The organism is Pisciglobus halotolerans, from assembly GCF_900113675.1.
Lineage (GTDB): Bacteria > Bacillota > Bacilli > Lactobacillales > Carnobacteriaceae > Pisciglobus > Pisciglobus halotolerans.
The window spans coordinates 13901-39687 of the sequence record NZ_FOQE01000004.1 but is presented as its reverse complement, the minus strand read 5'-3'; the positions used below and the strand labels follow the sequence as shown (position 1 = coordinate 39687).

At 41.5% G+C, this 25787-nt stretch carries 20 protein-coding genes and 1 other annotated feature; of the genes, 1 reads left to right on the top strand and 19 read right to left on the bottom strand.

Annotation, left to right across the window (positions count from 1 at the left end):
* Positions 1 to 105 precede the first annotated feature (105 nt).
* From BM057_RS02265 to BM057_RS02165, 19 genes are all read right to left on the bottom strand, one after another.
* Complete coding sequence (locus BM057_RS02265; protein WP_092091236.1) at positions 106 to 786, bottom strand: DUF624 domain-containing protein; 681 nt, start codon at positions 784 to 786, stop codon at positions 106 to 108.
* Positions 787 to 820: 34 nt separating this feature from the next.
* A complete protein-coding gene (locus BM057_RS02260; RefSeq protein WP_245741777.1) occupies positions 821 to 1639 on the bottom strand; it encodes a carbohydrate ABC transporter permease in 819 nt (272 codons plus the stop codon).
* The gene (locus tag BM057_RS02255; RefSeq protein WP_092091234.1) at positions 1639 to 2499 is read right to left on the bottom strand and encodes a carbohydrate ABC transporter permease; all 861 of its coding nucleotides are present in this window, start codon (positions 2497 to 2499) and stop codon (positions 1639 to 1641) included. Before BM057_RS02255 ends, BM057_RS02260 begins: the two co-directional genes overlap by 1 nt.
* Before the next feature lie 79 nt (positions 2500 to 2578).
* Positions 2579 to 3886, bottom strand: a complete 1308-nt coding sequence (locus BM057_RS02250; RefSeq protein ID WP_092091232.1) for an ABC transporter substrate-binding protein — start codon at positions 3884 to 3886, stop codon at positions 2579 to 2581.
* Between the two features lie 322 nt (positions 3887 to 4208).
* Complete coding sequence (locus BM057_RS02245; protein ID WP_092091230.1) at positions 4209 to 5825, bottom strand: L-lactate permease; 1617 nt, start codon at positions 5823 to 5825, stop codon at positions 4209 to 4211.
* A 275-nt stretch (positions 5826 to 6100) separates the two neighbouring features.
* Entirely contained in the window at positions 6101 to 7213 is a 1113-nt protein-coding gene (locus BM057_RS02240; protein WP_092091228.1) for an alpha-hydroxy-acid oxidizing protein, read from the bottom strand.
* 238 nt (positions 7214 to 7451) lie between these two features.
* The gene (locus tag BM057_RS02235; protein WP_245741776.1) at positions 7452 to 8051 is read right to left on the bottom strand and encodes a sigma-70 family RNA polymerase sigma factor; all 600 of its coding nucleotides are present in this window, start codon (positions 8049 to 8051) and stop codon (positions 7452 to 7454) included.
* Positions 8052 to 9103: 1052 nt separating this feature from the next.
* Positions 9104 to 9682: an anaerobic ribonucleoside-triphosphate reductase activating protein gene (nrdG, locus tag BM057_RS02230; RefSeq protein ID WP_245741775.1), complete on the bottom strand. Its 579-nt coding sequence runs from the start codon at positions 9680 to 9682 to the stop codon at positions 9104 to 9106.
* A 1-nt stretch (position 9683) separates the two neighbouring features.
* The gene (gene nrdD, locus BM057_RS02225) at positions 9684 to 11831 is read right to left on the bottom strand and encodes an anaerobic ribonucleoside-triphosphate reductase (RefSeq protein ID WP_092091224.1); all 2148 of its coding nucleotides are present in this window, start codon (positions 11829 to 11831) and stop codon (positions 9684 to 9686) included.
* Positions 11832 to 12299: 468 nt separating this feature from the next.
* Positions 12300 to 12824 (bottom strand): NYN domain-containing protein, encoded by a 525-nt coding sequence (locus BM057_RS02220; RefSeq protein WP_092091222.1) that lies wholly within the window; start codon positions 12822 to 12824, stop codon positions 12300 to 12302.
* Positions 12825 to 13163: 339 nt separating this feature from the next.
* Positions 13164 to 13877 (bottom strand): 23S rRNA (guanosine(2251)-2'-O)-methyltransferase RlmB, encoded by a 714-nt coding sequence (gene rlmB / locus BM057_RS02215; RefSeq protein ID WP_047393271.1) that lies wholly within the window; start codon positions 13875 to 13877, stop codon positions 13164 to 13166.
* A gap of 97 nt (positions 13878 to 13974) precedes the next feature.
* Positions 13975 to 14388: a Mini-ribonuclease 3 gene (locus BM057_RS02210; RefSeq protein ID WP_047393066.1), complete on the bottom strand. Its 414-nt coding sequence runs from the start codon at positions 14386 to 14388 to the stop codon at positions 13975 to 13977.
* A 1-nt stretch (position 14389) separates the two neighbouring features.
* On the bottom strand, positions 14390 to 15796 hold the full coding sequence (gene cysS, locus BM057_RS02205; RefSeq protein WP_092091220.1) for a cysteine--tRNA ligase: 1407 nt from the start codon (positions 15794 to 15796) through the stop codon (positions 14390 to 14392).
* 41 nt (positions 15797 to 15837) lie between these two features.
* Positions 15838 to 16380 (bottom strand): serine O-acetyltransferase EpsC, encoded by a 543-nt coding sequence (gene epsC, locus BM057_RS02200; protein ID WP_047393060.1) that lies wholly within the window; start codon positions 16378 to 16380, stop codon positions 15838 to 15840.
* Positions 16381 to 17074: 694 nt separating this feature from the next.
* Positions 17075 to 17512, bottom strand: a binding site (T-box leader).
* A gap of 2 nt (positions 17513 to 17514) precedes the next feature.
* Positions 17515 to 18993: a glutamate--tRNA ligase gene (gene gltX, locus BM057_RS02190; RefSeq protein WP_092091216.1), complete on the bottom strand. Its 1479-nt coding sequence runs from the start codon at positions 18991 to 18993 to the stop codon at positions 17515 to 17517.
* A gap of 149 nt (positions 18994 to 19142) precedes the next feature.
* Positions 19143 to 19862, bottom strand: coding sequence for a 2-C-methyl-D-erythritol 4-phosphate cytidylyltransferase (gene ispD / locus BM057_RS02185; RefSeq protein ID WP_047393052.1), 720 nt, complete (start codon positions 19860 to 19862; stop codon positions 19143 to 19145).
* 12 nt (positions 19863 to 19874) lie between these two features.
* The gene (locus tag BM057_RS02180) at positions 19875 to 20990 is read right to left on the bottom strand and encodes a PIN/TRAM domain-containing protein (RefSeq protein ID WP_092091214.1); all 1116 of its coding nucleotides are present in this window, start codon (positions 20988 to 20990) and stop codon (positions 19875 to 19877) included.
* Between the two features lie 100 nt (positions 20991 to 21090).
* A complete protein-coding gene (gene radA / locus BM057_RS02175; protein ID WP_047393047.1) occupies positions 21091 to 22467 on the bottom strand; it encodes a DNA repair protein RadA in 1377 nt (458 codons plus the stop codon).
* A gap of 362 nt (positions 22468 to 22829) precedes the next feature.
* Positions 22830 to 23369 carry a dCTP deaminase/dUTPase family protein gene (locus tag BM057_RS02165; protein WP_092091210.1) on the bottom strand — a complete coding sequence of 180 codons (540 nt, stop codon included), beginning with the start codon at positions 23367 to 23369 and terminating at the stop codon, positions 22830 to 22832.
* Positions 23370 to 23785: 416 nt separating this feature from the next.
* Here BM057_RS02165 and asnB point away from each other — a divergent pair, with 416 nt between their 5' ends.
* On the top strand, positions 23786 to 25627 hold the full coding sequence (asnB, locus tag BM057_RS02160) for an asparagine synthase (glutamine-hydrolyzing) (RefSeq protein ID WP_092091208.1): 1842 nt from the start codon (positions 23786 to 23788) through the stop codon (positions 25625 to 25627).
* Positions 25628 to 25787 lie beyond the last annotated feature (160 nt).

Sequence of the window (25787 nt, the reverse complement as noted above, 5' to 3'; positions counted from 1 at the left end):
ATTGCAAAAAGAAAGCTGGTTCTTTAGATCCATTAGGAGTTGAAAATCATCTATCATGCTGATCAGAAGCAGCCAAAAAGGATGAGTCCGCTGACTCACCCCTCTTCACTTATTTTTCAACTGATTGTATTCGAAGTAAAACAAAAAGAATAGCAAGTAAGCTGCAGCTGATGCCGTCAGCAACACGAGTAAGGGCGGAAAAACTTTCCAGCTAACCCAGACAAGCAAAACCGTCAACAAAAGACTGGATATCGCATAGATAGGTTTAGCAAATGTCAGCCGCCAAGTTTGTTTCAACTTCCAAACAAAAGACATAGAAAAATGGGCAGCTAAAGGGAAAAATTGCAGTGCAAACATCACGACATACAGCAAAATAATGAACAATATCGTAGAAAGTAAGACGTTTTTAAGGCCTGTCATCATCAGCAAACGAATCAAAAAGCTTCCTGCCACCGTAATAAAAATCCCCATACCAACACTCTCCAAGTAATTCTCTTTAACATAGAAGAAAAAACGTTTAACGGAACCTGTTGAAGGACGGTTTAAAACAATGTCTCTCATGCTGCAAACCAAAGCCTGAAAACTCGGAAAAAACAGTATGGGGAGAAAGAAGATAAAAAGCGGAAACAGAATGACTGGATTCGGTTCTTTTGCAAAAAAGAAGCTGAGTACGAGAAAGATGATCGGCACGTTACAAATCGTCCAATAGATATTTACTAAAAATAGGCTGACGAGAACATCTGAAACCATATAAAGCTTTGCATAGCGTGTTTCTTTTCCTTTCAATCCAACACCTCATTATATCTCATCTTGATCCAGCTTATTTAACCGCTCCTTCAGTGACCCCTGCTACGATCTGCTTTTGGGCAGAAAAGTAAAAAATAATCACTGGGATAATGGCGATCGTTAACCCTGCCAACGCCAAGTGCCACTGCTTCGTATATTGTCCAAAGAAGTAGAACATCTTGATCGGAATCGTTTCGCTGTTGCTGTCCAAAACAAGCGATGGCAATAGATAGTCATTCCAGATCCAAATCGTATTTAAAATCGCTACTGTTACAGAAATTGGTTTGAGCAACGGAAAAATGATTTTCCAAAAAATTTGAAGTTTTGAAGCACCATCGATAATCGCTGCTTCGTCCAGTGTACTAGAGATTCCGGTCATCGCGCCATGGTATAGAAAAATAGATAAGCTGCAGCCGAAGCCCAAGTACATAAAAATCAAGCCCACTTTATTGAGCATATCAGCCATACCAAAAATAGAAACCAGCGGAATCATCACAGACTGGAAGGGAATCAGCATTGCTGCTACAAAAATGAGCAGAATCGTAGCACTCAACCGACTTTTGTTTCGCGCTAGCGCATAACCTGCTAAAGAAGAAAACAGTACAATGACCAAAACACTGACAACAGTGATCACCAACGAATTGAACAGCGACTTCACAAAGTCGAGTTCTACAAAAGCTTTCTGGTAGTTATCATAAGTCATCTCAGCTGGGGGTGCCAATACATCTGTGAAAATCCCTTTTGGCGTTTTGAAACTATTGACCAGCATCAAGTAAAAGGGCGAGATCCAAATCAATCCAATCAAGATACCGATGATCTCCAAAATAATATTGGCTCTTTTTTTCTTTTTCACTATAGATCGACCTCTCTTTTCTTATTGAAGTAGACTTGTGTTAAAGAAATAATGGCTACAATAATGAAAAAGATCACAGCTTTTGACTGCCCATACGCCATTTCGTTTGAGCCAAATGCAGTATCCACAATATTCATTGCCATCATTTGCGTTGAGTTATACGGTCCGCCATTTGTCAAAGACAAGTTTTGGTCGTAGATTTTAAACGAATTCGAAAGGGTCAAAAACATACTGACGGTAAAACCTGGAGCGATCAATGGAAAAATAATATTTTTAAACTTTTGCCATCTTGAAGCGCCGTCGATATCAGCAGCTTCTAGCAGTTCGTTTGGTACATTTTGCAAGTAGGCAATATAGATGATCATGATATAACCAGACATTTGCCATACCGTCAGGATCACTAAGCCCCAAAAACCGGTTTGCGTATCGGACAGCCAGCCTTGTAGGGCTTCGATCCCAATCAACTTTCCAACACCGGAGAAAACACGAACAAAAATAAACTGCCAAATAAACCCTAAAATAAGACCACCGATCAAGTTCGGCATAAAAAAGACCGTTCTTAAAATGTTGCTTGTTTTAAGTTTAGAAGTGACGAGCAATGCCAGCCCTAAGCCAATCACGTTCAGCAAGATGATCGAGGCCACGGCAAACTTTATCGTAAACCAAAGTGCGCTTTTAAACTGCTGATCGCCCAGCAGACGTTGGTAGTTTTCAAAGCCGACAAAGTTTGTAAAAGTCAATCCATTCCAGTTTGTAAACGAATAATACGTCCCCAACAGCAACGGTAAAATCACAACGATCAATAAGCTGAGCAAAACTGGTGTGATAAATAACCAGAAGGAGAATTCCTTATTTTTCATTCTTTTTCATCCTTTCTTTTAAACTTTTATCTGAAAAAAAGAGGCTATCAACAAAAAGATGATAACCTCATTACCTGGTTTATTTACGAATCGATGCCCATGCTTCTTTTGATTGATCGATGGTTTCTTCCCAAGTCATCGTACCATCTAAATATTTTTGGATGTTTGGTCCAAATGAATCTTGTTCCCATCCAGCTGGATAACCATTGAAGACCCAACCAATCGTTTCTCCAGACTGAGAATAGTCATAGACTGCTTTTGATAGCGGATCGGTGATCTTGCTGCCATCATAGTTTTCATAGGCAGGTACGAACTTAAATTCTGTCAGCACAAAATCTTTTCCTTCATCTGATAAGTTCATCCAATCTAGGAACTTTTCAGCTTCCTTAATGGTTGCATCGTCGCTGTTTTTATTGATAGCCCAGTAGTTTGGCACGCCAACCGGCAATTTGTCTTCTTCCCCTTCAACCGGGATCGGCATCATGCCTACATCATTTTCCGCAAAATCTTCATCCATTTGTTGGAGTGTAGGATAGACCCAGTTCCCTTGTTGGATGATCGCAACTTGACCCAAAGAGAAATACTCTTCTACTTGCTGAGAATAATCCAAACTTAAGACTGGCTGGACAGAGAAATCATTTTGAAGATCCAGCATTTTTTGATATTCTTCACTCTTATCAAATGCGACTGTTGGCGATTCATAAGCTTTTAATGCATTATTGTCAAATTCAGAAGCTAGGAATGTATTCCCCAAGTGGTTGGTCATGACCCAAGTTTCTTTTCCTGGCAAGGCAAAGACTGCTTCGATCCCCAACTCCTCTTTTTGACTATCGATTTTTTCAGCGGCGGCTTTCAAGTCTTCATAAGTATGAATAATTTCTGCGTCCACTCCCGCTTTTTTAAAGATATCTTTATTATAGATCAATCCATAACCTTCCAGATTATACGGAATACCGAGGATTTGATCATCTTCGACCGTCACTGCGTCCAGCGTTCCTTCTAAAGCTGCATCAACAGAATCCATATCAGATAGATCTGCCATGTCATCTTTGAACTGCTCGAGTTCACTTGGACCGGCCACACTGAAAATCTCCGGCTCATCACCTGAGGCAAATTTGGTTTTCAGCTGCGATAAGTAATCCGTTCCTCCACCGACAGATGTGATTTCAATTTTTACATTGGGGTTTTCGTCCATATATTTTTTCGCTAATTCTTCAAACTGGGTATTGAATTCGATTTTTCCTTGCATGATCTGAATCGTGACCGGATCTCCTGAACCCTGGTCTCCGCCTTGACCTTGCTGTGAACTGGATGATGAACAGGCTGCTAAAAACAAACTCGACATAAACAAAACAGAAGCTAAACTTCTCTTGATTCCTTTCCTCATCTTCTTTTCTCTCCTTTAAGTGAATTGGCTCTGCAGGACAATCAAAACAGTGCAAGAACGCCTCCTTTCCTTATTTAACCCTTGTTTTAGAAACCGCTTTCTATTCTCATTTTAAGGGAAGGATTTTTTTGTGTCAAAGATTTCACTTTGATGAAGAAATCATGACAAGACAATCAAGCTGCTGCTAAGAATGCAAGAGGTTGTCTTGATTCCTAGCAGCAGCTTTTCCTGATACTCTTAAATTTGTACTTTTGTTGAATGGTCGTACAAAGCAACTTTTATCAAATATCACAAGAATTGCGACTTCTTTGATAAGCCTAAGTTAAATCATTCCCAGCATTTTGCCCAGCCCAAAGACGATCACACAAATGATCACAAGATAAATCGCAAAATACTTAAAGACTTTTTTCGTGATCGCACCTTCTTGGCCGATCAATCCGGTCGCTGCTGTAGCCACGGCGATGCTTTGCGGCGAAATCATCTTGCCGGCTGTAGCACCAGCTGCATTTGCTGAAGCTAGCCAAAAGTCATTGGCGCCTAACGTTTGAGCAGCTTGTACTTGCAACTCGCCAAATAAAATGTTCGCATTCGTATCGCTACCAGTAATAAAGGTTCCCACGGCACCGATCAGCGGTGAGATCAATGGGAATAGAGCGCCTGTAAAGGTTACGAGGGAAGCTGAAAGGACGCTGATCATGCCGCTGTAGCCCATCAACTTAGACAAAGCAACGATCGCACTTACCGTGATAGCTGTATTTTTCAACTGCTTGACCGTATCCCAAAGGATGTGTGTGATCTTTCCAAATGATACCCCTTGCATCAACCCACCTAAGTAAGTCGCTAGAATAATGAGCGTGCCCGGTGTGGTCAGCCATTTGATCGTGTAAGGCTGTGCGCCTTCTCCTGAATAGATCGTAAAGGAAGATTGCACACTGCCTAACGTTTGGCTGATTGGCGGGAATAAGGAAGAAGATAAAATAATGAAGAGAAAAACCAGAATATACGGCAGACAAGCTTTAAACGCTACTGCAAAGGTAATCGGCGCTTCTTGTTCGGCTGCTGAAGTTGAAGCCGCTTGTATTTTTTCTGTTTCATCCAATCCTGTTTTTCCAGCTAACTGAACATCTGCCCCGCTTTTGACTAAATAAGGGGAGTCGGCAGGTGTTTTGACTAAACGTGCAGCCCAGATCATCACAACGATACAAACCAACGAACCAATAACGGCTGGCAATTCAGGCCCGATATAACGGGCAACAAAAATTTGTGGCAATCCAAAGGCGATCCCTGAAAGCAGGGTAACGAGTGTTGCGCCTTTCAACGCTTTAAAACCGTTACCAGACAAGATCACTAAAATGAACGGTACGATCAAAATCAACGGAAGCAGCTGCAAAGAAACCATATAGGCTGTCTGCATCACATCTAATCCTCCTGCTTGCGCCAAAGAAGTGACCGGCAGACCGATCGCACCAAATGCTGTTGGTGTTGTATTGGCGATCAAACAGATCACTGCAGCCATGATCGGATTCATCCCTAGCGCCGCTAGTATACCAGCCGGGATCGCTACGGCCGTTCCAAAACCAGCGATGGCTTCCAAAAAGCCGCCAAAGCCCCAAGCAATCAACAGCACTAAGACCCGCATATCTTTAGAAACACTCGTCAGCATGCGATTGATGATCTTCATACTGCCTGAGTACGTCGCTAAGTTGTAAGTAAAAAGTGCAGCAATAATAATATAAACAATTGGCCATAGACCATTGATGATGCCTTCCAGAGTGCCCGTCAATGCATCTGTCAACGGCAAGTCAAAGCCTAATATACTGATGGCAAAAGTTCCGACTAGACCGATCAGACAAGCCTTTGTCCCCGGCATTTTCATGACGCCCAACGCAAAAATCAACCAAGCGATCGGTATAATAGCAAGTAATGTTTGTAAACCCATATGCGTAAAATCCTCCTAATAAATTGAATAAATACATCCTGCCTAATGAATCATAAATCATGCATTTGTTTCCGTTTAAAACAAATGAATAAACTATGCCTATTTAACGAATGCGCTTGCAGTATTTTCTAAAAAAATAATCTATACTGTCCTCACCCTATTCTTCTTTTATTCAACAGGTATGTTCTAAAAAAGTTGCTAAAAAAAAGCCGCCTCTTCGTCTGTTATGATGACGAAGAGGATAGCTCGTCTTATTCGTTAACGCTTTTGGTTGATTAAGCCCAAGGATAATTGCTCAATGTCGCTTTTTTGATTTCTTCTACATTATGCGTACCAGCCAGTTGCATGGTCTTAGCCAATTCTTCTTTAAAGAAGTCAAAGACTTGTTTAACCCCTTCTGATCCGCCTAAAGCCAATGAATATAAGACAGGACGTCCGATAGCTACTAAGTCTGCTCCTTGCGCAATCGCTTTGAAGACATGCGTTCCACGGCGTACACCGCTGTCAAATACAACCGGTACCTGTTTGTTGACCGCTTCAGCCACTTCACTCAATGAGTCAAAGGCTGGACGTCCGCCATCTACTTGGCGTCCGCCGTGGTTGGTCACCCAAACACCGCCGGCACCAGATTCCATTGCCACATGGGCATCTTCCGCACATTGTACCCCTTTAACGAATACGGGTAATCCAGAATATTCAGCAATAAATTCAACATCACGCGGACTTAATTTTTGTTTAGAAGAACCGTAAACGGCATCCATGTTTTGACCTACGCCTGATTGGTAAGCCGATACGATCGGCATGCCTAATGGGAAGACAAAACCTGTCCGTTTATCCATCTCGCGGTTTCCGCCTACTGTTGCATCCGCCGTCAGCACAATAGCTTTCATGCCGTTTGCTTTTGCTTCATCTAAGATATCGCGGTTGATGCCGTCATCTTTACTCATATAAAATTGGAACCATTGCGGAGCCCCTTTGCCGGCTGACGAAATGTCTTTGAAAGGTTTATTGGCATAGGAACTGATCGTAAAGATCGTGTCACTTTCAGCAATCCCTTTCGCTGTAGCTACTTCGCCTTTCACATGTGCCAATCCGTGAGAAGCTACGGGAGCCATGATAACCGGCAACGACAGTTTATCCCCAAAAATTTCCGTCGACATATCTGGGTGTTCAATATCCGCCAATACTCTTGGTACGATCACTTTATGATTGAAAGATTTAATATTTTGCTCAATCGTCCATAGATCCCCTGCTCCGCTGGAAATGTAACCATATCCGCCTTCAGGAATCACTTTCTTCGCCATATCTTCCAAGTCATACAGATTGACGAAATTCACTTTACCTTCCGCATCCGGTGCTTGATACATCATTTTTTGTACTTCATCCATAAACATTTCCTCCTTAAAACCAACGCATTATGTATGCGCTTGCAACGTCACATTATCATTATATAACTTTTTCTTTATAGTTGCAAAAAAATTTTATAAATTTTTTTATTTTAAGAATAAAACTAAATAAAACGCTATAAAATCTACTATTAACTACTGGAAAGTAAAAAAATAGACACTCAGATTGCGAGTGCCTACTTAGCTTTTATGAGGAGATATTTTATAAAACGCTTACAAATTAAGAATTAAAATATTGCTTCATTTTTCTTTTACAACGATCTAAAGCATGAACTACTTGTAACTCTTCGCAACATAGTTCTTCAGCAATTAAATCTGTTCCCTTACTGCTTAAGTAAAGCGTAAAGACTTGGTGTTCCAACTCAGATAGAGAACTGAAATATTCAGGAATGGTTTCCTTTACTTCTAATGTTTCTTGGAAAGAAAAGTCTTTTCCAGAAAAACTTGTTAGAGGAAATTTACCTGTTTCTATCAAAGCTTCCAATGACTCAGAAAACTTTGCTGCCCTTCTCTTTTTGGCTGTATCCTTTCGAATCAGACTAAATAGATGATGTTTCAACATTAACTTGTAATAGTTGCCGAAGCTTAATCCTCTATCTTTATCATACTTTTGAATCGCAGAATTAAAAACAACCCGAGCTTCTTGAAAAAAATCATCGTTCTCATATCCATACAAATAATAGCTATGAATCAACTTCTTAACCAGTGGTCGGTAACGCAAAAATAGAGAATCAAAGGAACTGTCATCACCGCTTCGTATCATTAGGATCAATTCTTCATCTGTATAGTTGTTAAAAAAGCCATCTTTTTCCTCTATCAACTCTTCACACCCATTTCCAAATTTTTTTGTTCTTTTATTAGAAGCTTGTTTTTTATCTTGCTAAAGTCTTTGATTATTATTCATTCCTTTTCTCCACCTTTTTCCAGTCTTCGATTTGCAGATGAATCTGGGGAATATTACATCTGTGATGTTATTATGTAGCATCATTTCTATAACTGCAATCATTATTTCGATTATGAGATAAGTTTTAGTTCACTCGTTCTTTTTTTCTTGAAAAGACTGGATTAAGTCACTATTCCTATTTTTGCACTTCTGAAATCCTTCCTTTTCTTGTCAAAAAAACTACTTTTGACTCGTTTTAATCATTTAGGGTGGAGTTTGGCTTTTCATTTAGTGATGAACAAACATATGACGTACAAATAACAGCTCGTTTCTCACTCATTGGGCCACAAACAGAGGTATGGCTGACAAGTAGGCCTTTTATGCAAAGTGAGCTTTATGAATCTTTGCTTCTCTTTTATTTCTTACTATTTAACACTACCATGAACGCTCTTTAGAAAGCAGTCTTCTCTTTTTGGGTTCGGTATATAGGCTAATGGATTTTAGAAAGATTCTAGCAGACTATATTTAGCAGCTCAAATTGAATGCTATTGTGCCACAACTCGTTTACAGATCAGGTTGCTGTGATCAAGTTCAGAGCGTAAAACTTGCAACTCGTTCACAGACCAGACTTCTGTGATCAAGTTCAGGGAGTAAAACTTGCAACTTGTTTACAGACCAGGTTGCTGTGATCAAGTTCAGAACGAAAAATCTTCAACTTGTTCATAGACCAGGTTGCTGTGATCAAGTTCAAAGAGAAAAATCTTCAACTTGTTCATAGACCAGGTTGCTGTGATCAAGTTCAGAGAGTAGAATCTTCAACTCGTTCATAGCCCAGGTCTCTGTGATCAAGTTCAGAACGAAAAACCGCAAACTCGTTCACAGGACCGATTATTATGCAGTTTTGCAACAAATTGGTCCTGGTGCGATAGGAAAAAGCGAAAAAGCCTTTAATGGTGCAAAGTCTCAGTGCAAATAAAAAAGGGAAGAACTTAATCTTCCCAGAGTGTTACAGAGCCGTTTTGTCTTGTGCGGTTCATGTCGATGATTCTTTGGTTCCAGCTGCCGCGGAATTTGAGTTTGCCGGTCGTGTCGAGTTGTTCTTCGATGAATCTTCCGTCTACTAAGATATCGACTTTGTCTAACATGTCCTTTTGTTTTTTGGAGTTGAGCGTGTCGCAGGCGATGGATTCCAGCAGCTCTTCATACGTATAGCCTGTCCATGACCAAATGTCTTTTGTATGACCAAATTCTGCTCTCAACCGATTGATCAACGATAGGCAGACGTTTGTGTTCAGGAAGGGTTCGCCTCCCAGCAGCGTCAATCCTTGGACATAAGGTTGCGCGATGTCTTTGATGATCTGATCTTCTAATTCTTTTGTATACGGCACGCCTACGCCAAAGTCTTGGATGACTTTGTTGTAGCAGCCTTTGCAGTTGAAGATGCAGCCGCTGACGAACAAGGCGCAGCGAAAACCTTCTCCGTCTACCATCGTAAAGGGCTTATAGTCTGACACAAGCCCTTTTGAACGGTCGACTTGTGCCAGCTTTTTAATATCGATTTGACTCATGTTAAATATGCTTCTTTCTATTGGCGATTTCGACTTGTCTGCCATGAACCATCGGCCGCTGCATCGGATTGCCTAAATAACCGCATGTTCTTCTGACCACGTCACACTTGTCTGGATCATTGTTGCCGCAATGCGGGCATTCAAAACCTTTGGCAGTCGTTTTAAATTCCGCTTCCGAACCGCACACATAGCATTTGTCGATTGGCGTATTCGTCCCTAAGTAGCCGACTTTGTCATAGGCATAATCCCAAACAGTTTCTAGTGCTTTGATGTTATGTTTGACATTTGGATATTCAATATAGTGAATAAATCCGCCGCTTGCGTAAACCGGGTAATCTTTTTCAAAGTCGATCTTCTCAAATGGCGTCGGATTTTTGCGGATGTCATAATGGAAACTGTTCGTATAGTAGTCTTTGTCTGTAATGTCTTCGATGCTGCCGAATTTAGCTTTGTCTAGTTTGCAGAAACGGTCGGTCAAACTTTCAGACGGCGTACCATAGACGGAATACCACACACCTTCTTCATCCGACCATTGCGTGCTGAGATCCTTCATGCGTTTTAAGATGGATAAAGTAAAACTTCTAGCTTCTTCTTGATCTTCCCAATCCGCACCGTAAAAGACTTTCCCCACTTCATACAAGCCAATATATCCAACTGATATGGTCGCTCTTTGATCCAAGAACATTTCTTTTGCCAAGTCGGCTTCATCTGTTAAGTTCTTTCCAAAAGCTCCATCTTTATATAAAATCGGTGCGTTTTCTGGCAAAGCTTCAAAAACGCGTTTCTTTCTAAATTGCAAGGCTTCATGCAGCACGTCCATCCGCTGCTCAAAGATTTCCCAAAAGTCATCTCTGTTGCCATTGGATTGGATCGCGATTCTAGGCAAATTCAGCGTAACCACGCCTAAATTCATTCTGCCGTCATTTACTTCTTGGCCTTGTTCATCTTTCCATCCTTGGAGGAACGAACGGCAGCCCATTGAACATTTAAAACTGCCCGTCAAACGAATGATCGTGTCATAATTTAAAATATCGGGATACATTCTGTTAGCGGCACATTTGAGCGCCAATTGCTTCACGTCATAATGAGGATCACCTGGTTTTAAATTCACCCCGTCTTTGATCGTAAACAACAGTTTAGGGAAAATAGCTGTTTTCTTGTCTTCACCTAAACCGTTCAAACGGACATTTAAAATAGCCTTTTGAATTTCTTTGCCAAAGAAGCTCTCGGCTAAACCAAAGCCGATCGTTGTAAAAGGGGTTTGCCCGTTAGCCGTGTAAAGGGTATTGATTTCATATTCAAGACTTTGCATCGAATCGTAAATGTCTTTTTTTGTTCGCTCAGTCGCATAAGTCTCACGATCTGGAATCTGGTATTTTTCAGCTTCTGCTAGATGTTTGTTGTAATTTTTGTATGCATAAGGTTCCAGTATTTCATCGATTCGATTGATCGAAGTGCCGCCATATTGGTGACTGGCTACATTTGCAATGATCTGACTCGTTTGAGCTACCGCTGTTTGAATCGACTTTGGCTCACCGATCATGGCATTCCCCATATTGAAGCCTGTTTCAAACATGTGTTTCAAGTCGATCAAGCAGCAATTCGTGTACGGCAAGTAAGGGCTGTAATCTAGGTCGTGAAAGTGCAAGTCTCCTCGCAAATGTGCCTCTCTGACCTTTTTCGGCAGCATTTTTAGCCCTTCTGCTTTCGCGACTTGTCCAGCCATCAAGTCTCGCTTCGTTGAAAACGTTCTGGAATCTTTATTCGCATTTTCGTTTACAACGGACTTATCTCCATTGACTAAATTATTGATGCGCTTGTTTAAATCCATTTCTGACTCACGCAACGTTTTGCGCATCGTCGCATATTCGATGTAAGATTTCGCTACTAGCGGCATTTTATTGATCAGAGCCAATTTGACGATCTCTTGAATTTCTTCAACGCCATAAGCTGCCTGATCTGTTTCTTGAATTACGCGCTCTACATCTTCAACCACATCTTGAATTGCTGATGATTTGCTGATACCTTTTTGTGGCATTGGCTGTTCCGTTTCATCATAAGCCTTTGCTATCGCGTTATAAATTCTTTGGACGTCAAATGCAACTACTCGTCCGTCTCTCTTATTGATGTTCACTTTTAAAATATTCATTATAATCTCCTTTATTAAAAAAAATCACAATACAGCTTAAAAATAAAAATGAGATCCTTTGCACATGACTGATAACGAACGACTTCACTTTTTTCAGGGATTTTTCTGCGACAAACCTGTTCTTTTTTTGATCAAAGCTGACAGGACAGCTAGAAAAGTAACGTTTGTGCGTTATTTATGTATTTTTCCGCTTTTTAAAAAAATTTTGCATCAAACCGAATGACATTTTCCTCTACTATTCATAACAAGATAGGAAGAGGAAGTCAACTATTTGGACACCAAATCTTCTGCATTCGATCACTTATTCACATAAGTTTCTTCTCTTATTTCTCCCACTTTTCCAGCAGCAGTGTACGCTAAAAAGCCTAACTGCCAAGCCATAGTTTTCTTGGCAGTTAAGAAGGTTTTAAGATTTTATCAGGCAAATAAAGTGACCTCTATCTACTCTTCATGATACTCGTTTTCTGCTCAGTTGTCACTCAATCTTTCTCTCAATTTTTCCAGTTCTTCGATTTGCAAATGGGTCCAAGGCGAGTTGCGTCTGTAATCCTTGCTATGTAGTGTTCTGGCTTCAGCTGCGATTTTCTTTTTAGATCGCTGCACGTCTTTAAACAACTCATTTGCCGATTTCCGCAACGCACCTTTTTGAAAAACCATCCACTGCTCAGCCAAATCACTGGTCGCTACAGTAACCTGCGTGATCAAGAAATTTTCTTCCCCTACCACACGCTCAATGTAACTATCTGCCGTTTCGCCTTCTTTTGTAAAAATAACATCTAAATGATACTTCTTGTAGCTCTTTTGGATACCCGGAACAAATTGAGCATCGAATACAACGCGCACTTCAATGCATTCATACTTTGAATAATCAGATAACTCGTGCAGCAGACGATCCCGTGCATCTTCCATTTTATCTTTGTTTTTTAAAGCGACTAGCTCTGGCCAAGCACCGATCATATTATAGCCGTCCACGATCAATAAATCTTTTTTCATTGTATCCGACCTCCTTTATTCCCCATAAGATATACGTTGCTTAGGTAAAATACTTTTTTTCTGCTTTTTTTATTGAATATTTACCAACTCAAATACACTTGTGCTCTCGAGACTGTTGTTATCTTTCCTTTATTGCACACTCAAACGCATTCGCACTCCCGAGACTGCTGTTATCTTTCCTTTATTGCATACTCAAACACATTTGCACTCCCGAGACTGCTGTTATCTTTCCTTTATTGCATACTCAAACGTATTTGCACTCCCGAGACTGTTGTTATCTTTCCTTTATTGCATACTCAAACGCATTTGCACTCTCGAGACTGCTGTTATCTTTCCATTTTACTCACGCCCACGGTAGACTTCGTACATCAGTAAGCTGGCAGCAACAGATGCGTTCAAGCTTTGCACATGTCCAGTCATTGGAATCGTCAGCATCCCATCCATTTGCTCCTTGACGAGTCGAGAGATTCCTTGACCTTCATTACCGATCACTAAACCGATCGGCAGTTTTGTATCCCATTTGCGGTAATCTTGGCCTTTCATATCCGTACCATAGAACCATAAGCCGTGATTTTTCAGTTCTTTGATCGTTTGAACGAGGTTGGTCACGCGAACGACTGGAACGTGCTCGATCGCGCCGGTGGATGCTTTGGCAACAGTGGCCGTCAAGCCGACTGCACGCCGCTTTGGAATAATGATGCCGTGCACGCCACTGGCATCAGCTGTCCGCATAATAGAACCTAAGTTATGAGGATCTTCTACTCCATCTAAAATCAGAAAGAAAGGATCTTCTTCTTTTTCTGCAGCAGCGGCAAATAAATCATCGATAGTGGCATATTGATAAGCAGCTGTACCGATCACAACGCCTTGATGATTCGCGCCATCCACTAATTGATCGAGCTTAGATTTTGGCACATAAGAGATCTGCACTTGGCGTTCTTTAGCCAGCTTGTGGATCTCATTCATCTTAGATCCGCTGAGCCCTTCTTGCAAAAAAACTTTATTGATGTCACGTTCTGACTTTAATACTTCAATAGCCGGCATGCGCCCCATGACCAGATCACGTTCTTCTTGTTGTGCCGGCTGCTCATGTTGCAGGTCTCTTTTCTTTGCCGGTCGTTTGCCTGCCGGTCTATTCCGTTGCTGTTCTTTACGATTTCTTGGCATTTTCTTTTTCCTCCACTTTTTCTATACACCAGTAGATCAGTTCTTCCATGCGCTCCTTTTGCCCAGACAAATGCAGATACCCCATCAGTGCCTCAAAGCCGGTCGAGGTACGATAAGTGGTAATGTCAGCATTTTTAGCAGACGTATAGCTTTTGGCATTTCGCCCGCGCTTATACATCGACTCCTCTTCTTCCGTCAAAAGACCTTCATCCATCATTGCATGCAGCAGAAAAGCTTGAGCTTTCGCTGAAACAAAATGTGTCGCCATGCGGTGCAACTGATTCGGACGCGTTTGCCCTTTCTTCACTAAATGATCACGAATATAAATTTCATAAGCGGCATCCCCTACATAAGCCAAAGCCAGGCCATTGAGTAACGCCCAATTCTTTTCAGTCATCTTATCCTCTTCTCCATCTTGTTCCTTGCGGTGTATCTTCCAGCATGATGCCATATTCTTTCAGCAAATCGCGAATCTCGTCGCTGCGTTGAAAGTTCTTTTCAGCACGCGCTTGGTTTCGTTCATCGATCAATTGTTCGATTCGTTCATCCAGCAGTTCCTCTTCTGCAAATGTAATCCCGAAAATAGCCATCCAGTCGCTTAGCTGCTGCTGCATTTTTTCAAGAACGACTTTAGAAACGGTCTTTTGTTCGCTGTAAATATTCATCTGCTTGATCATTTCATAAATCACTGTGATCCCATTAGCCGTATTGATGTCATCGTCCATTTCTTTGATGAAAGTTTCTTCAAATGTTGCTAATGCCCGCAAATGAGTTTCATCATCTGGCAGCTGATCGACCGCGTCTTTTAAGCGATAAACGATATTTTGATGAGCCGTTTTGATTCTGTTCAAATTCGTCTGTGCTTCTTCGATCGTGTCCATGCTGTAACTGATCGGACGTCGGTATTGTGTGGTAGCCATAAAGAACCGCAAAATCTGCGGGTCAACTTCTTTGATAATGTCATGCACCAGAACAAAGTTGCCGAGTGACTTGCTCATTTTTTCATTGTCCAATGTCACGAATCCATTGTGCATCCAATACCGTGCAAAAGGATGTCCAGTTTTGGCTTCACTTTGCGCAATTTCATTTTCGTGATGCGGGAATTCTAAATCTTGGCCTCCTGCGTGAATGTCGGTCGTATCCCCTAAATATTTGGTTGCCATCACAGAGCATTCAATGTGCCAACCTGGTCGACCTTTGCCCCATGGTGAATCCCAGCTGATTTCTTCCGGTTTAGCCGCTTTCCATAAAGCAAAATCAATTGGATCTTCTTTCTTTTTGTTTTCATCAGCATTCAATCGATTACTTGCGCCTACTTCCAGCTCGTCTATCGATATGCCGCTCAATTTGCCATAGTCTTTGAATTTACGGGTACGATAATAGACATCTCCGTCAGCTGCATATGCATAGTCCTTATCGATCAAAGCTTGGATAAATGTAATGATATCCGGCATATTTTCCATTACGCGCGGGTGATGCGTTGCTGCTTCAATGCCTAGAGCTGTTGTATCTTCGCGGTAAGCAGCGATAAAACGATCAGCCACTTCTGGAGCAGACAATTGCAGTTCTTTAGCAGCTTTAATGATCTTATCGTCTACATCTGTAAAGTTAGAAACGTAATCGACTTGATAGCCGCGAAACTCTAAATAACGGCGGACTGTATCAAATGCAACAGCACTGCGCGCATTCCCAATGTGAATATAATTGTAAACCGTTGGACCGCAAACATACATTTTAACTTTACCGGGTTCAAGCGGCGTAAAAGTTTCTTTTTGACGGGTTAAGGTGTTGTAGATTTTCAGCATGCTTTTCTCCTCTTTTCTGCTTCAGTTCATTTTTCTATTGATTAATCGTTCTTTTTGATACTCGTTGATTTTCCTGCTCTTCTGACTACTTTTGCCGGTATCCCGACTGCTGTTGTGTCTGCTGGAATAGAGTCGAGTACCACTGCTCCTGCACCGATTTTAGCATGATCCCCAATCGTCACAGGACCTAAAATTTGTACATGCGCCGAAATCAGTACGCCATTTCCAATCGTTGGATGTCGTTTTCCTCTTTCCTTGCCCGTCCCGCCTAATGTGACGCCATGATACATCGTCACGTCATCACCGATCTCTGCCGTTTCACCGATGACAACTCCCATTCCATGGTCAATGAACAGGCGTTGGCCGATTCTTGCTCCGGGGTGGATTTCAATCCCAGTAAGCCAGCGAGAAAAGGTAGCCAGTACTTTCGCAAATAAATACCACTGATGCCGATACAGAACATGAGCCGGTCGGTGAAACAATACAGCATAAAATCCTGGATAGGTCAGGAGCACTTCCAACGTACTTCTGACAGAGGGATCATTTTTCTTAATGACTTGAATCGTTTCTCTGATCATCTTCATTCTGCGACTCCTTTACTGATAGGTAACTGAGTTGTAACAAACAATGGGTCAAATAAGGAACGACCTTGCTTCACACTATACAATGAACTTTGTAAATGCTCTATTAGTGCCTACCGAATGAATCATTCATGCAATTGTTTCCACTTCTTCTGTCCCTATACGTGAAAGGCACCAGACAAACTTAAGGATTTGCAGGCTCCTTGAGCTTGAGTTTGATTGATATCATCAATCTTAGTGTGAAATAGTACAAAGCGAGCGAAGCGAGACTTTGCACCATTAAAGAATTTTCAGCTTTCTCTTACTACGTCAGGAACGATTTGTTGCAAAATCACCTGGTAGCCGATCCTGTGAACGAGTTGAAGGTCCACACTCTGAACTTGATCACAGAAGCTTGGTCTGTGAACGAGTTGAAGGTCCTACGCTCTGAACTTGGTAACAGAAGCCTATCCTGTGAACAAGTTGAAGATTTTATGCTCTGAACTTGATCACAGAAGCTTGGTCTGTGAACGAGTTGAAGGTCCTACGCTCTGAACTTGGTAACAGAAGCCTATCCTGTGAACAAGTTGAAGATTTTATGCTCTGAACTTGATCACAGAAACCTAGTCTGTGAACGAGTTGCAGCACAACAGCTTTCAACGTAGTGTTAAATACTAGCTAATCATAACAAAACAGCGCCTTTTATGTGACGAGCACAATAAAAGACGCTGTTAGCGTGGTTCCACTTTTTTTCGCTATGATCTCAGAATACTTTTCAGAATGCCCTATCGACTCTTTCGACCTCGTTCCGCTTCCTGGTAGTTGAGCTGCACGAGGTAGAGTCTCGTTCCGCATCCTGGTAGTTGAGCTGCGAAACACAGAAAGCTTTGTCTATCTTATCCTGTCCGCACAACCGCTTCGCTGGGTTGCTTGCGTCAGGATGACGATAGTCTTCGCTTTCTAACCGTGTTTCTCCGCATCCTAGTTCATAGCCTTGTTGTTTTTTATCGGTGACAAGCCGGCAGGGTCTACTGGTTTGGTGTTCGACGCTGCAGCTCAAAGAGGCACTTCGCTGAAGTTCCGTCATCTGCTTCCACCTTTGCAGACTCTCTGTGGACGTCTCCTTTCAGTTACTTTCTCTTATCTTCGCTTTTTGTTTTATTCATTTGTCAAAGAAGATAGAGCTTCTTCTAAATGGCGTTTTGTTTTTTCACGTCCTAGTAGTTCGATGGTATCATTCAATGATGGACCATGTACTTCTCCAGAAACGGCTACACGAATCGGCATAAACAGATTTTTCCCTTTGATGCCAGTTTCTTTTTGAACAGATTTGATGCCTTTTTGGATTTCTGCTGCTTCGAAAGGTTCGATTTCATCGATCACTTTGTCAAATGCAGTCAAGACTTCGACAACCGTTTCGCCTGCCAAGACTTCTCTTGCTTCATTGCCTAAAGTTGGCACTTCTGTAAAGAACATTTCAGCTAAGTCAACGATTTCTGCCCCATAACTCATTTGTTCATGGTACAAGCTGACCAATTTTCTTACCCATGCTTCTTTTTCAGGAGATGGATTTTCTTCCACATAGCCGGCTTTGATCAGTTGTGGTTCAGCCAAAGTTACTACCCTGTCCAAATCAGCCTGTTTCATATATTGGTTGTTGATCCATTCCAATTTCTTCGCATCAAATGCAGCTGGAGATTTGCTTAAACGGTCAGCATCAAACATTTGAATCAAAGCTTCCCGGTCAAAAATTTCATCTTCTCCAGTTGGTGACCAGCCAAGCAATGTAATAAAGTTGAACATCGCTTCAGGTAAGTAACCCAATTCACGGTATTGTTCAATAAACTGCAAAATGCTTTCATCACGCTTGCTGAGCTTTTTACCCGTTTCAGAGTTGATGATCAATGTCATATGACCGAATTTTGGTGCTTCCCAGTCAAATGCTTCATAAATCATCAGCTGTTTTGGTGTATTGGCGATATGGTCGTCTCCACGCAAAACGTGGCTGATTTTCATGTAGTGGTCATCAACCGCTACAGCAAAGTTGTAAGTTGGGAAACCATCACGTTTTTTGATGACGAAATCACCGCCGACACTTGCTGCTTCAAAAGAGATGTGCCCTTTCACTAAGTCTTCGAATTCATACGCGTTTTCTTTCGGCACGCGGAAACGAATCACTGGTTCTAGACCAGCATCTTCTTTTTCTTGTTGCTCTGCGGCAGTCAAATGAGCACATTTCCCGCCATAATGAGGCATTTCGCCACGTGCGCGTTGCGCTTCGCGTTCTTCTTCCAATTCTTCTTCTGTACAATAGCACTTATACGCCCGATTGCTCATCAGCAATTGATCAACTAACGGATCATAGATATCTTTCCGTTCTGATTGGCGGTAAGGGCCATATTCGCCAGGTTTGTCTGGACTTTCATCCCAATCCATTCCTAGCCATTTCAAGTTTTCCAACTGACTTTCTTCTCCGCCTGCAATATTCCGTTTTTGGTCCGTGTCTTCAATCCGGATAATAAAGTCTCCATCATGATGGCGTGCATACAAATAATTGAATAAAGCAGTCCGTGCATTTCCGATATGCAAGTGTCCTGTTGGGCTTGGAGCATAACGAACGCGAATTTTTTTCGTCATTTCTTTCTCCTCTTTTCTAAGATGTTAGTTAAAAATGTTAGTTTTTTTAGCAGAACAGCCGATGTTAAGTCAGCTGTTCTCTTATCCATTTAACGGTAACACGCAAAGACCATTTTGACAATCATTTGCGTCATTTTTTTGCTGTTTCTCTACCGGTTTTGCTCTTCGCTTTCTCGCCAAGAACTAAGCAGCATTTCACCGATGATCAAATCTTCGGCTGTTGTCATTTTCAAGTTGTCATAGCTGCCTTCTACGATCAAAATATCTTCAAAGATCTGCTCAACAACTGCCGCATCATCTGTGCCAAAAAAGTCCTGTTGCAATGCCCGTTCATGTGCCGCAATAGCCAAGCTGCTGCTGAACGCTTGCGGCGTTTGGGCATGCCAGACCGTTTGGCGCGGGATCGTCTGCTTTACCTTACCATTTGTACTAAGTTTGATCGTATCTTTAGGCGGGACAGCTAAAATCGCTCCGCCTGTTCGTTGCATCTGTTCATTCAGACGATCGATCTCTCTTTGCTTGATAAAGGGACGGGCAGCATCGTGGATCATCACATAACCGTCTTTTGGCTGTTTCAAATATTGCAGACCGTTATAAGAACTGTATTGACGCTCGCTGCCGCCAATAACGATTGAAACCGGTGTATCATTTGCTGAAAATTCCTTGTCGATCAGCTCTTTGATGATCAGCTGTTCATCAGCATTGACGGTTATAATGATATGTTTGCAGTAAGAGTCTGCAAAAAACGGGCGCAAAGTATGCACAATCATCGGTTTATCTAGAAGCGGCAGCAGCACTTTGTTTTTAACCGCGTGCATTCGATTTCCTTGACCCGCTGCCAGCAGAATCAATTCATAATCTGTTTTCATCTAGACGCCGCCTTAATGTTTATCTTTGATTTTTTTCTGTGCATTTTCGGGTTTGGCAAAAATCATGCGACCAGCAGCCGTTTGCAGAGAACTCGTCACCACGACATTGAGTTTTTGATTCATATAGTGCTGTCCTTCTTCGACAACGACCATTGTGCCATCATCCAAGTAGGCGACCCCTTGCGTCCGTTCTGTACCAGACTTGACGATTACGACTGTCATTGTTTCACCTGGAATCACGACCGGTTTGACGGCATTTGCTAGTTCGTTGATATTCAGTACCGGTACATTTTGGAACTCACTGACTTTATTAAGGTTATAATCGTTAGTGACGACCACACCATCTAGTAATTTCGCCAATTTGACCAATTTGCTGTCCACTTCTTCAATATCTTTGAAATCTCCGTCATACATTTCGACTTGCAAACCTTCTTCTTTTTGCAACGCGTTCAAAATGTCTAACCCTCTGCGTCCGCGTACGCGTTTCAAGCTATCAGAAGAATCCGCAATGTATTGTAATTCTTGGAGCACAAAATTAGGGATCAACAAGGTTCCTTCTAGAAAACCTGTCTGGACGATATCATAAATACGTCCATCAATGATTACGCTCGTGTCCAAGATCTTGTACTTATGAAAATTGTCGTCTGCGTAACGCTCCAGAACTTCTCCCTTGGTTGTTTCGTCTTCTGTTTGCTTGTCTCTAGACTGGAACATTGAACGAATTTCTTGTCTTCTAGTAGTTCCCACACGAAACCCTAAATAGGCAAAGACGACCGTCACGATGATCGGCAATACGTCACTGACAAAAGGCCAATCCAAACTGATCAAAGATAAATTGATCAGCCAAGCCAGCAACAGGCCGATAATGATCCCCACACTCCCAAATAATAAATAACCTAAACTCAACTTGCTGAGGGCTGTCTCAACTTTGGTCATGGCTTGTTCAACGTAATGCACAGTAGGAATAGAAATAAGATAGAAAATAATAGCGCCTAAAAGAGCATTTGTGATTACGTTGTCTAGAATTGGATAGGTTAATCCAATAGCTTTCCAAAGCAGCGGCAGAACCGGTACGCCGATACTGATGCCAGCAAGAACAAAGATAGCTGTAATAATCTTTTTCTTCAAAACACTTCCTCCTTTTTAATTAAATGTAACTTGGGAGCCTCTGAATGATTGACTCCCAGTTCTTTGATGGGTCCTGCTGCAAACCTTACAACTAGATGTGCTAATTTCGCAATTGCGCTTTTTGAATACAATCTGTGATCGTAGCTACACCGATGACTTCGATCCCTTTCGGAAAATCCCAGCCGCCAATGTTGTTTTTAGGAATAAAAATGCGCTTGAAGCCTAGTTTAGCTGCTTCATTGACCCGTTGCTCGATTCGGTCGACACGGCGTACTTCTCCAGTCAGGCCGATTTCACCGACAAAACAATCGGTTGAGTTCGTTCCTTTTTCCTGATAGCTGGAAACGATGCTGATGGCGATCGCCAAGTCGATGGCAGGTTCACTTAATTTCACACCGCCAGCTGCTTTTAAATACGCATCTTGATTTTGCAGCAACATGCCGGCTCTTTTCTCTAGCACAGCCATGATCACTGAAACCCGATTATAATCTACTCCGCTGGCTGTTCGTCTGGCATTCCCGAAAACAGTCGGCGTGATCAAAGCTTGAATCTCAGCCAGTATTGGGCGCGTTCCTTCCATCGCTGCAACAACCGCTGACCCATTTTCTCCGGCCAGTCGTTCTTCCAAAAACATCTCAGAAGGGTTCAGCACTTCTGCTAAGCCGCCGTTCCGCATTTCAAAAATGCCGATCTCATTGGTTGAACCATACCGATTTTTAACAGCACGCAGCACGCGAAAAGACTGATGACGGTCGCCTTCAAAGTAAAGTACGGTATCCACCATATGTTCCAACATCCGCGGACCAGCCAAGGCTCCTTCTTTTGTAACGTGGCCAACAATAAAGATCGCAATATTGTTGGTTTTTGCGATCCTCATCAGATCAGCGGTACTTTCTCTCACTTGTGAAACACTCCCGGCTGCACTCGTTACATCCGGCTGATTCATTGTCTGAATAGAGTCAATAATGACATAATCCGGCTTCAACTCTTCAACCGTTTGACGGATCGCACTCATATCTGTTTCAGGGTAGATATAAAAATTGCCGCCATCGACCCCGAGCCTTTCTGCCCGCAATTTGATCTGTGTCGCACTTTCTTCTCCTGATACATACAGTACTTTACCGCCTGTTTCATTTAACTGTGCGGATACTTGCAGCAGCAGAGTCGATTTTCCGATCCCTGGGTCCCCGCCGATCAAAACGAGCGAACCAGGAACAACGCCTCCGCCGAGAACACGATTGAGTTCACCTAGTTTTGTTTTGATACGCGGTTCTTTGGATACGGTGATGCGTTGGATCGGTTCAGCCTTTGCCGCTACCCCCGTCATGCTGACGCGACTTCTGCGATCATTTTTATCCGCCACTACTTCTTCGACCATTTCGTTCCAACTGCCACAGTTTGGGCACCGTCCCATCCACTTCGGAGACTCATACCCGCAAGCTTGGCAGACAAACTTTGTGGATTTCTTTTTGGCCAATCTTTCAGCCTCGCTTTCTCATAAATATCATCGATTAAACATTTGATTACTTTTTTATTTCTTGTTTGTCCCTTGTTGAAAAACAAAAAACAAGTTGCTTCTATTTTACCATAAAACCAACCATCTTAAGGGTTAATTCTACCACAAAACTTTTAAATAACCGTTAAATTTGCGCTCTTGAATCTAAAGTACGCAAAATCACTTCATTCCGTCTGCAGAAATAAAAAAAGCCGCTCATGATGAGCAACTTTTTTTTCCTATTTAACACTGCAACGAACACAATAAACTGTAAATGAATAACTGCTGAAGTAGACCATGCAGTTATTTCCGCTTCTTCTGTCCCTTTGATCTGCAGGTCATGTTTACCGGCCTGAAGAACCAAATCCGCCTGTTCTTTTAGCAGATCCTTCTGCTTCATGATCAACTTTTAAAAAGGACATAAAGATCCCTTGTCCGATTCGTTCGCCTTTTTTAATCACATGATCACGTATCCCATAATTTACAAATTGGAAATAGATGTGTCCTTCATTATCTTCATTTCCATAATAGTCGGCATCAATGATCCCTACTCCATTCGGCATCGTCAATTGATTTTTGATCGGGTTGCTTGAGCGATTGGCCAACTGCAAGTATTCATCGTCTTTCATGTAAGCTTTGATACCCGTTGGAACCAACGTGGATTTTAAAAAGCGCTGGTTTTCTTCAGGAAGCGAAAAAGATGCTATCTCTTCTTTCGCCTTATGTGTTCTATTCTTAAACAACGCTTTCCAGATAGACGGCACGACTGTATCCTCCGCCGCTTCAAAATCATATCCTGCTGCATGGGCTGTCGCTCTTTTCGGCAAGTTTATTTCTTTCCCTTCATAAGATGACACAATTTCAAAACCTCTTATTCTACTCATCTACTTCGTTTCCTTTCCAAATAATCTCCCATTATTTTAACATATTTTAAGAAAGCCATTCATAAAAGTAATACGAATCACTTAATCGCTCTTGTATTATCGTTGTAACCGTTTCTTTCTTATTAAATTGAATACGTTCTTTTTTAATTAAACAGTAAAGTTAACGACTTCTTTTGTATCTATGTCCTATTATCCATTCTTAATCATAAATTTCCTTTTCTGTTTATGCTAATGCAGCCACCAAAAAAACAGCTGAAAACAAGGTTTTTATGTGTTTATGAACAAAATAATAAGAATGGATGAAATGATTGAAAATAAAGTGAAATGGGCGCATAATCGGAAAAGGTATGAAAACAAACAGTCAATCGAAAACGTCGCTTTAGGTTATGATATAGAAAGAAGAGAAGTGAAAATATATGTGTGGTTTTGTAGGTTATTGCAATACAGGTTTTTCTGAAAGTAACAATCAAAGAATCATCAAAGAAATGGCCGATACGATCAAGCACCGCGGACCTGATGATGAATCTTATTACATAGATGATTCTATGGTATTTGGTTTTAGACGGTTAGCCATTATTGATCTCGAGCACGGAAAGCAGCCGATGACGGATACGATTACAGAAAGAGTGCTGCAATTCAATGGCGAAATTTATAACTATCAAGAGATCCGTGCCTTTCTAGAAGAAAAAGGATATGTTTTTGAAACTGAATCAGACACAGAAGTTATTCTACGCGGCTACGATTACTTTGGCGAAAAGATCGTCACCCAATTGCGCGGGATGTTTGCTTTTGTGATTTGGGATAAAAAAGCCAATAAACTGTTTGGCGCACGTGACCATTTCGGCATCAAGCCGCTTTATTATTACCAAGCAGATGGAGAATTCGTTTTTGGATCTGAGATCAAAGGACTGCTGCCGCATCCTAAGTTGAAGAAGGCCTTTAACGAAACGATTCTAGCAGATTATCTCAGCATGGAATATACAACAGATCAAACGACTTTCTTTAAAGACATTTATAAAGTGATGCCAGGACATTACTTTTGCTATGACTTAACAAACAAAGAAATGTCTACCACAAGATATTTTGATCCTGTTTACCCTATTCAAAAACAAACGCGCGAGGAAGAAACCAGAAAAATTGAACAAGCGGTTGAAGAATCTGTTTCTGCCCATTTGATTGCAGACGTTGAAGTCGGCAGTTTCTTATCAAGCGGTGTTGATTCTAGTTATATTTTAAAAACAGCATCAGAACAACAAAACATTCAATCATTTTCTGTCGGTTATGAAGAAGAAAAATTTAGTGAACTGTCTTATTCCACAGACTTTTCTGATAGCATTGCCGTAAAAAATACCAGCAGAAAAATCTCGGCAGATGATTTTATGAACGCTATTCCAAACATTCAATATCATATGGATGAACCTTTGTCTAATCCATCTGCTATTCCACTCTATTTTGTTGCCCAAACGGCTTCAGAAAAAGTAAAAGTGGTGTTATCAGGTGAAGGAGCAGATGAGTTGTTTGGCGGGTACAATCGTTACTTAGACGCCATTCCTTACAGCAAATACGACAAAACACCGCGCCGTATACGGGTCAGCTTAGCTAAGTTAGCTAAAAAAATGCCGGCAATGAAAGGGAAACGTTTCTTAGTTCGAGGAGCTTTGCCGATCGAAGAAAGAAACTTCCGAATCGATTACGTCTTTTCCTTTAATGAACGCAATCAACTGCTTAAAAACCAACAGTTGAACAAAGATCTTCATCAAGAAACAAAGAAAATCTTCGAAAAGGCCCCTATGAAAGACGAAATCCATGAAATGATGTATTTTGATTTTCATACTTGGCTGCCGTATGACATCTTGTTGAAAGCTGATCGGATGAGTATGGCGAATTCTTTGGAGCTGCGTGTTCCTTTCTTGGACAAAGAAGTGATGAAAGTCGCTGCTACACTACCTTCCAAAGACTTGATCCAGAAAAATAAAACAAAGGTCGCTTTAAGAGAAACGGCAAACAAAAAACTAGCGGAACATGTCGCCAATAAACCAAAGCTAGGTTTTCCATCTCCTTTAGCAGAATGGATCAAACGCGAAGACATTCGTGCGGATATCCAATTCGCTTTCCATACAGACTTCGCAAAAACTTACTTTGATCAAGCTTATTTAGATCAACTATTAGAGGATCACTGCGCAGGCAAAAAAGCCAACATGCGCAAAATCTGGTCTGTCTATACTTTAATCGTATGGTATTACCAGTTTTTTGATTAATCAATTCCCCTTCCTAACAGTAAACAAAACGATCAAAACCAGGAGAAATATCTCCTGTTTTTTTTGTTCTATCATAGAATAAGTCATTCAACAAACAGACTTGTTTTTTCTTTCCTATCTTCGATAAAGAAGATTGTAAAGTTTGACCAGCTGGTTTGCT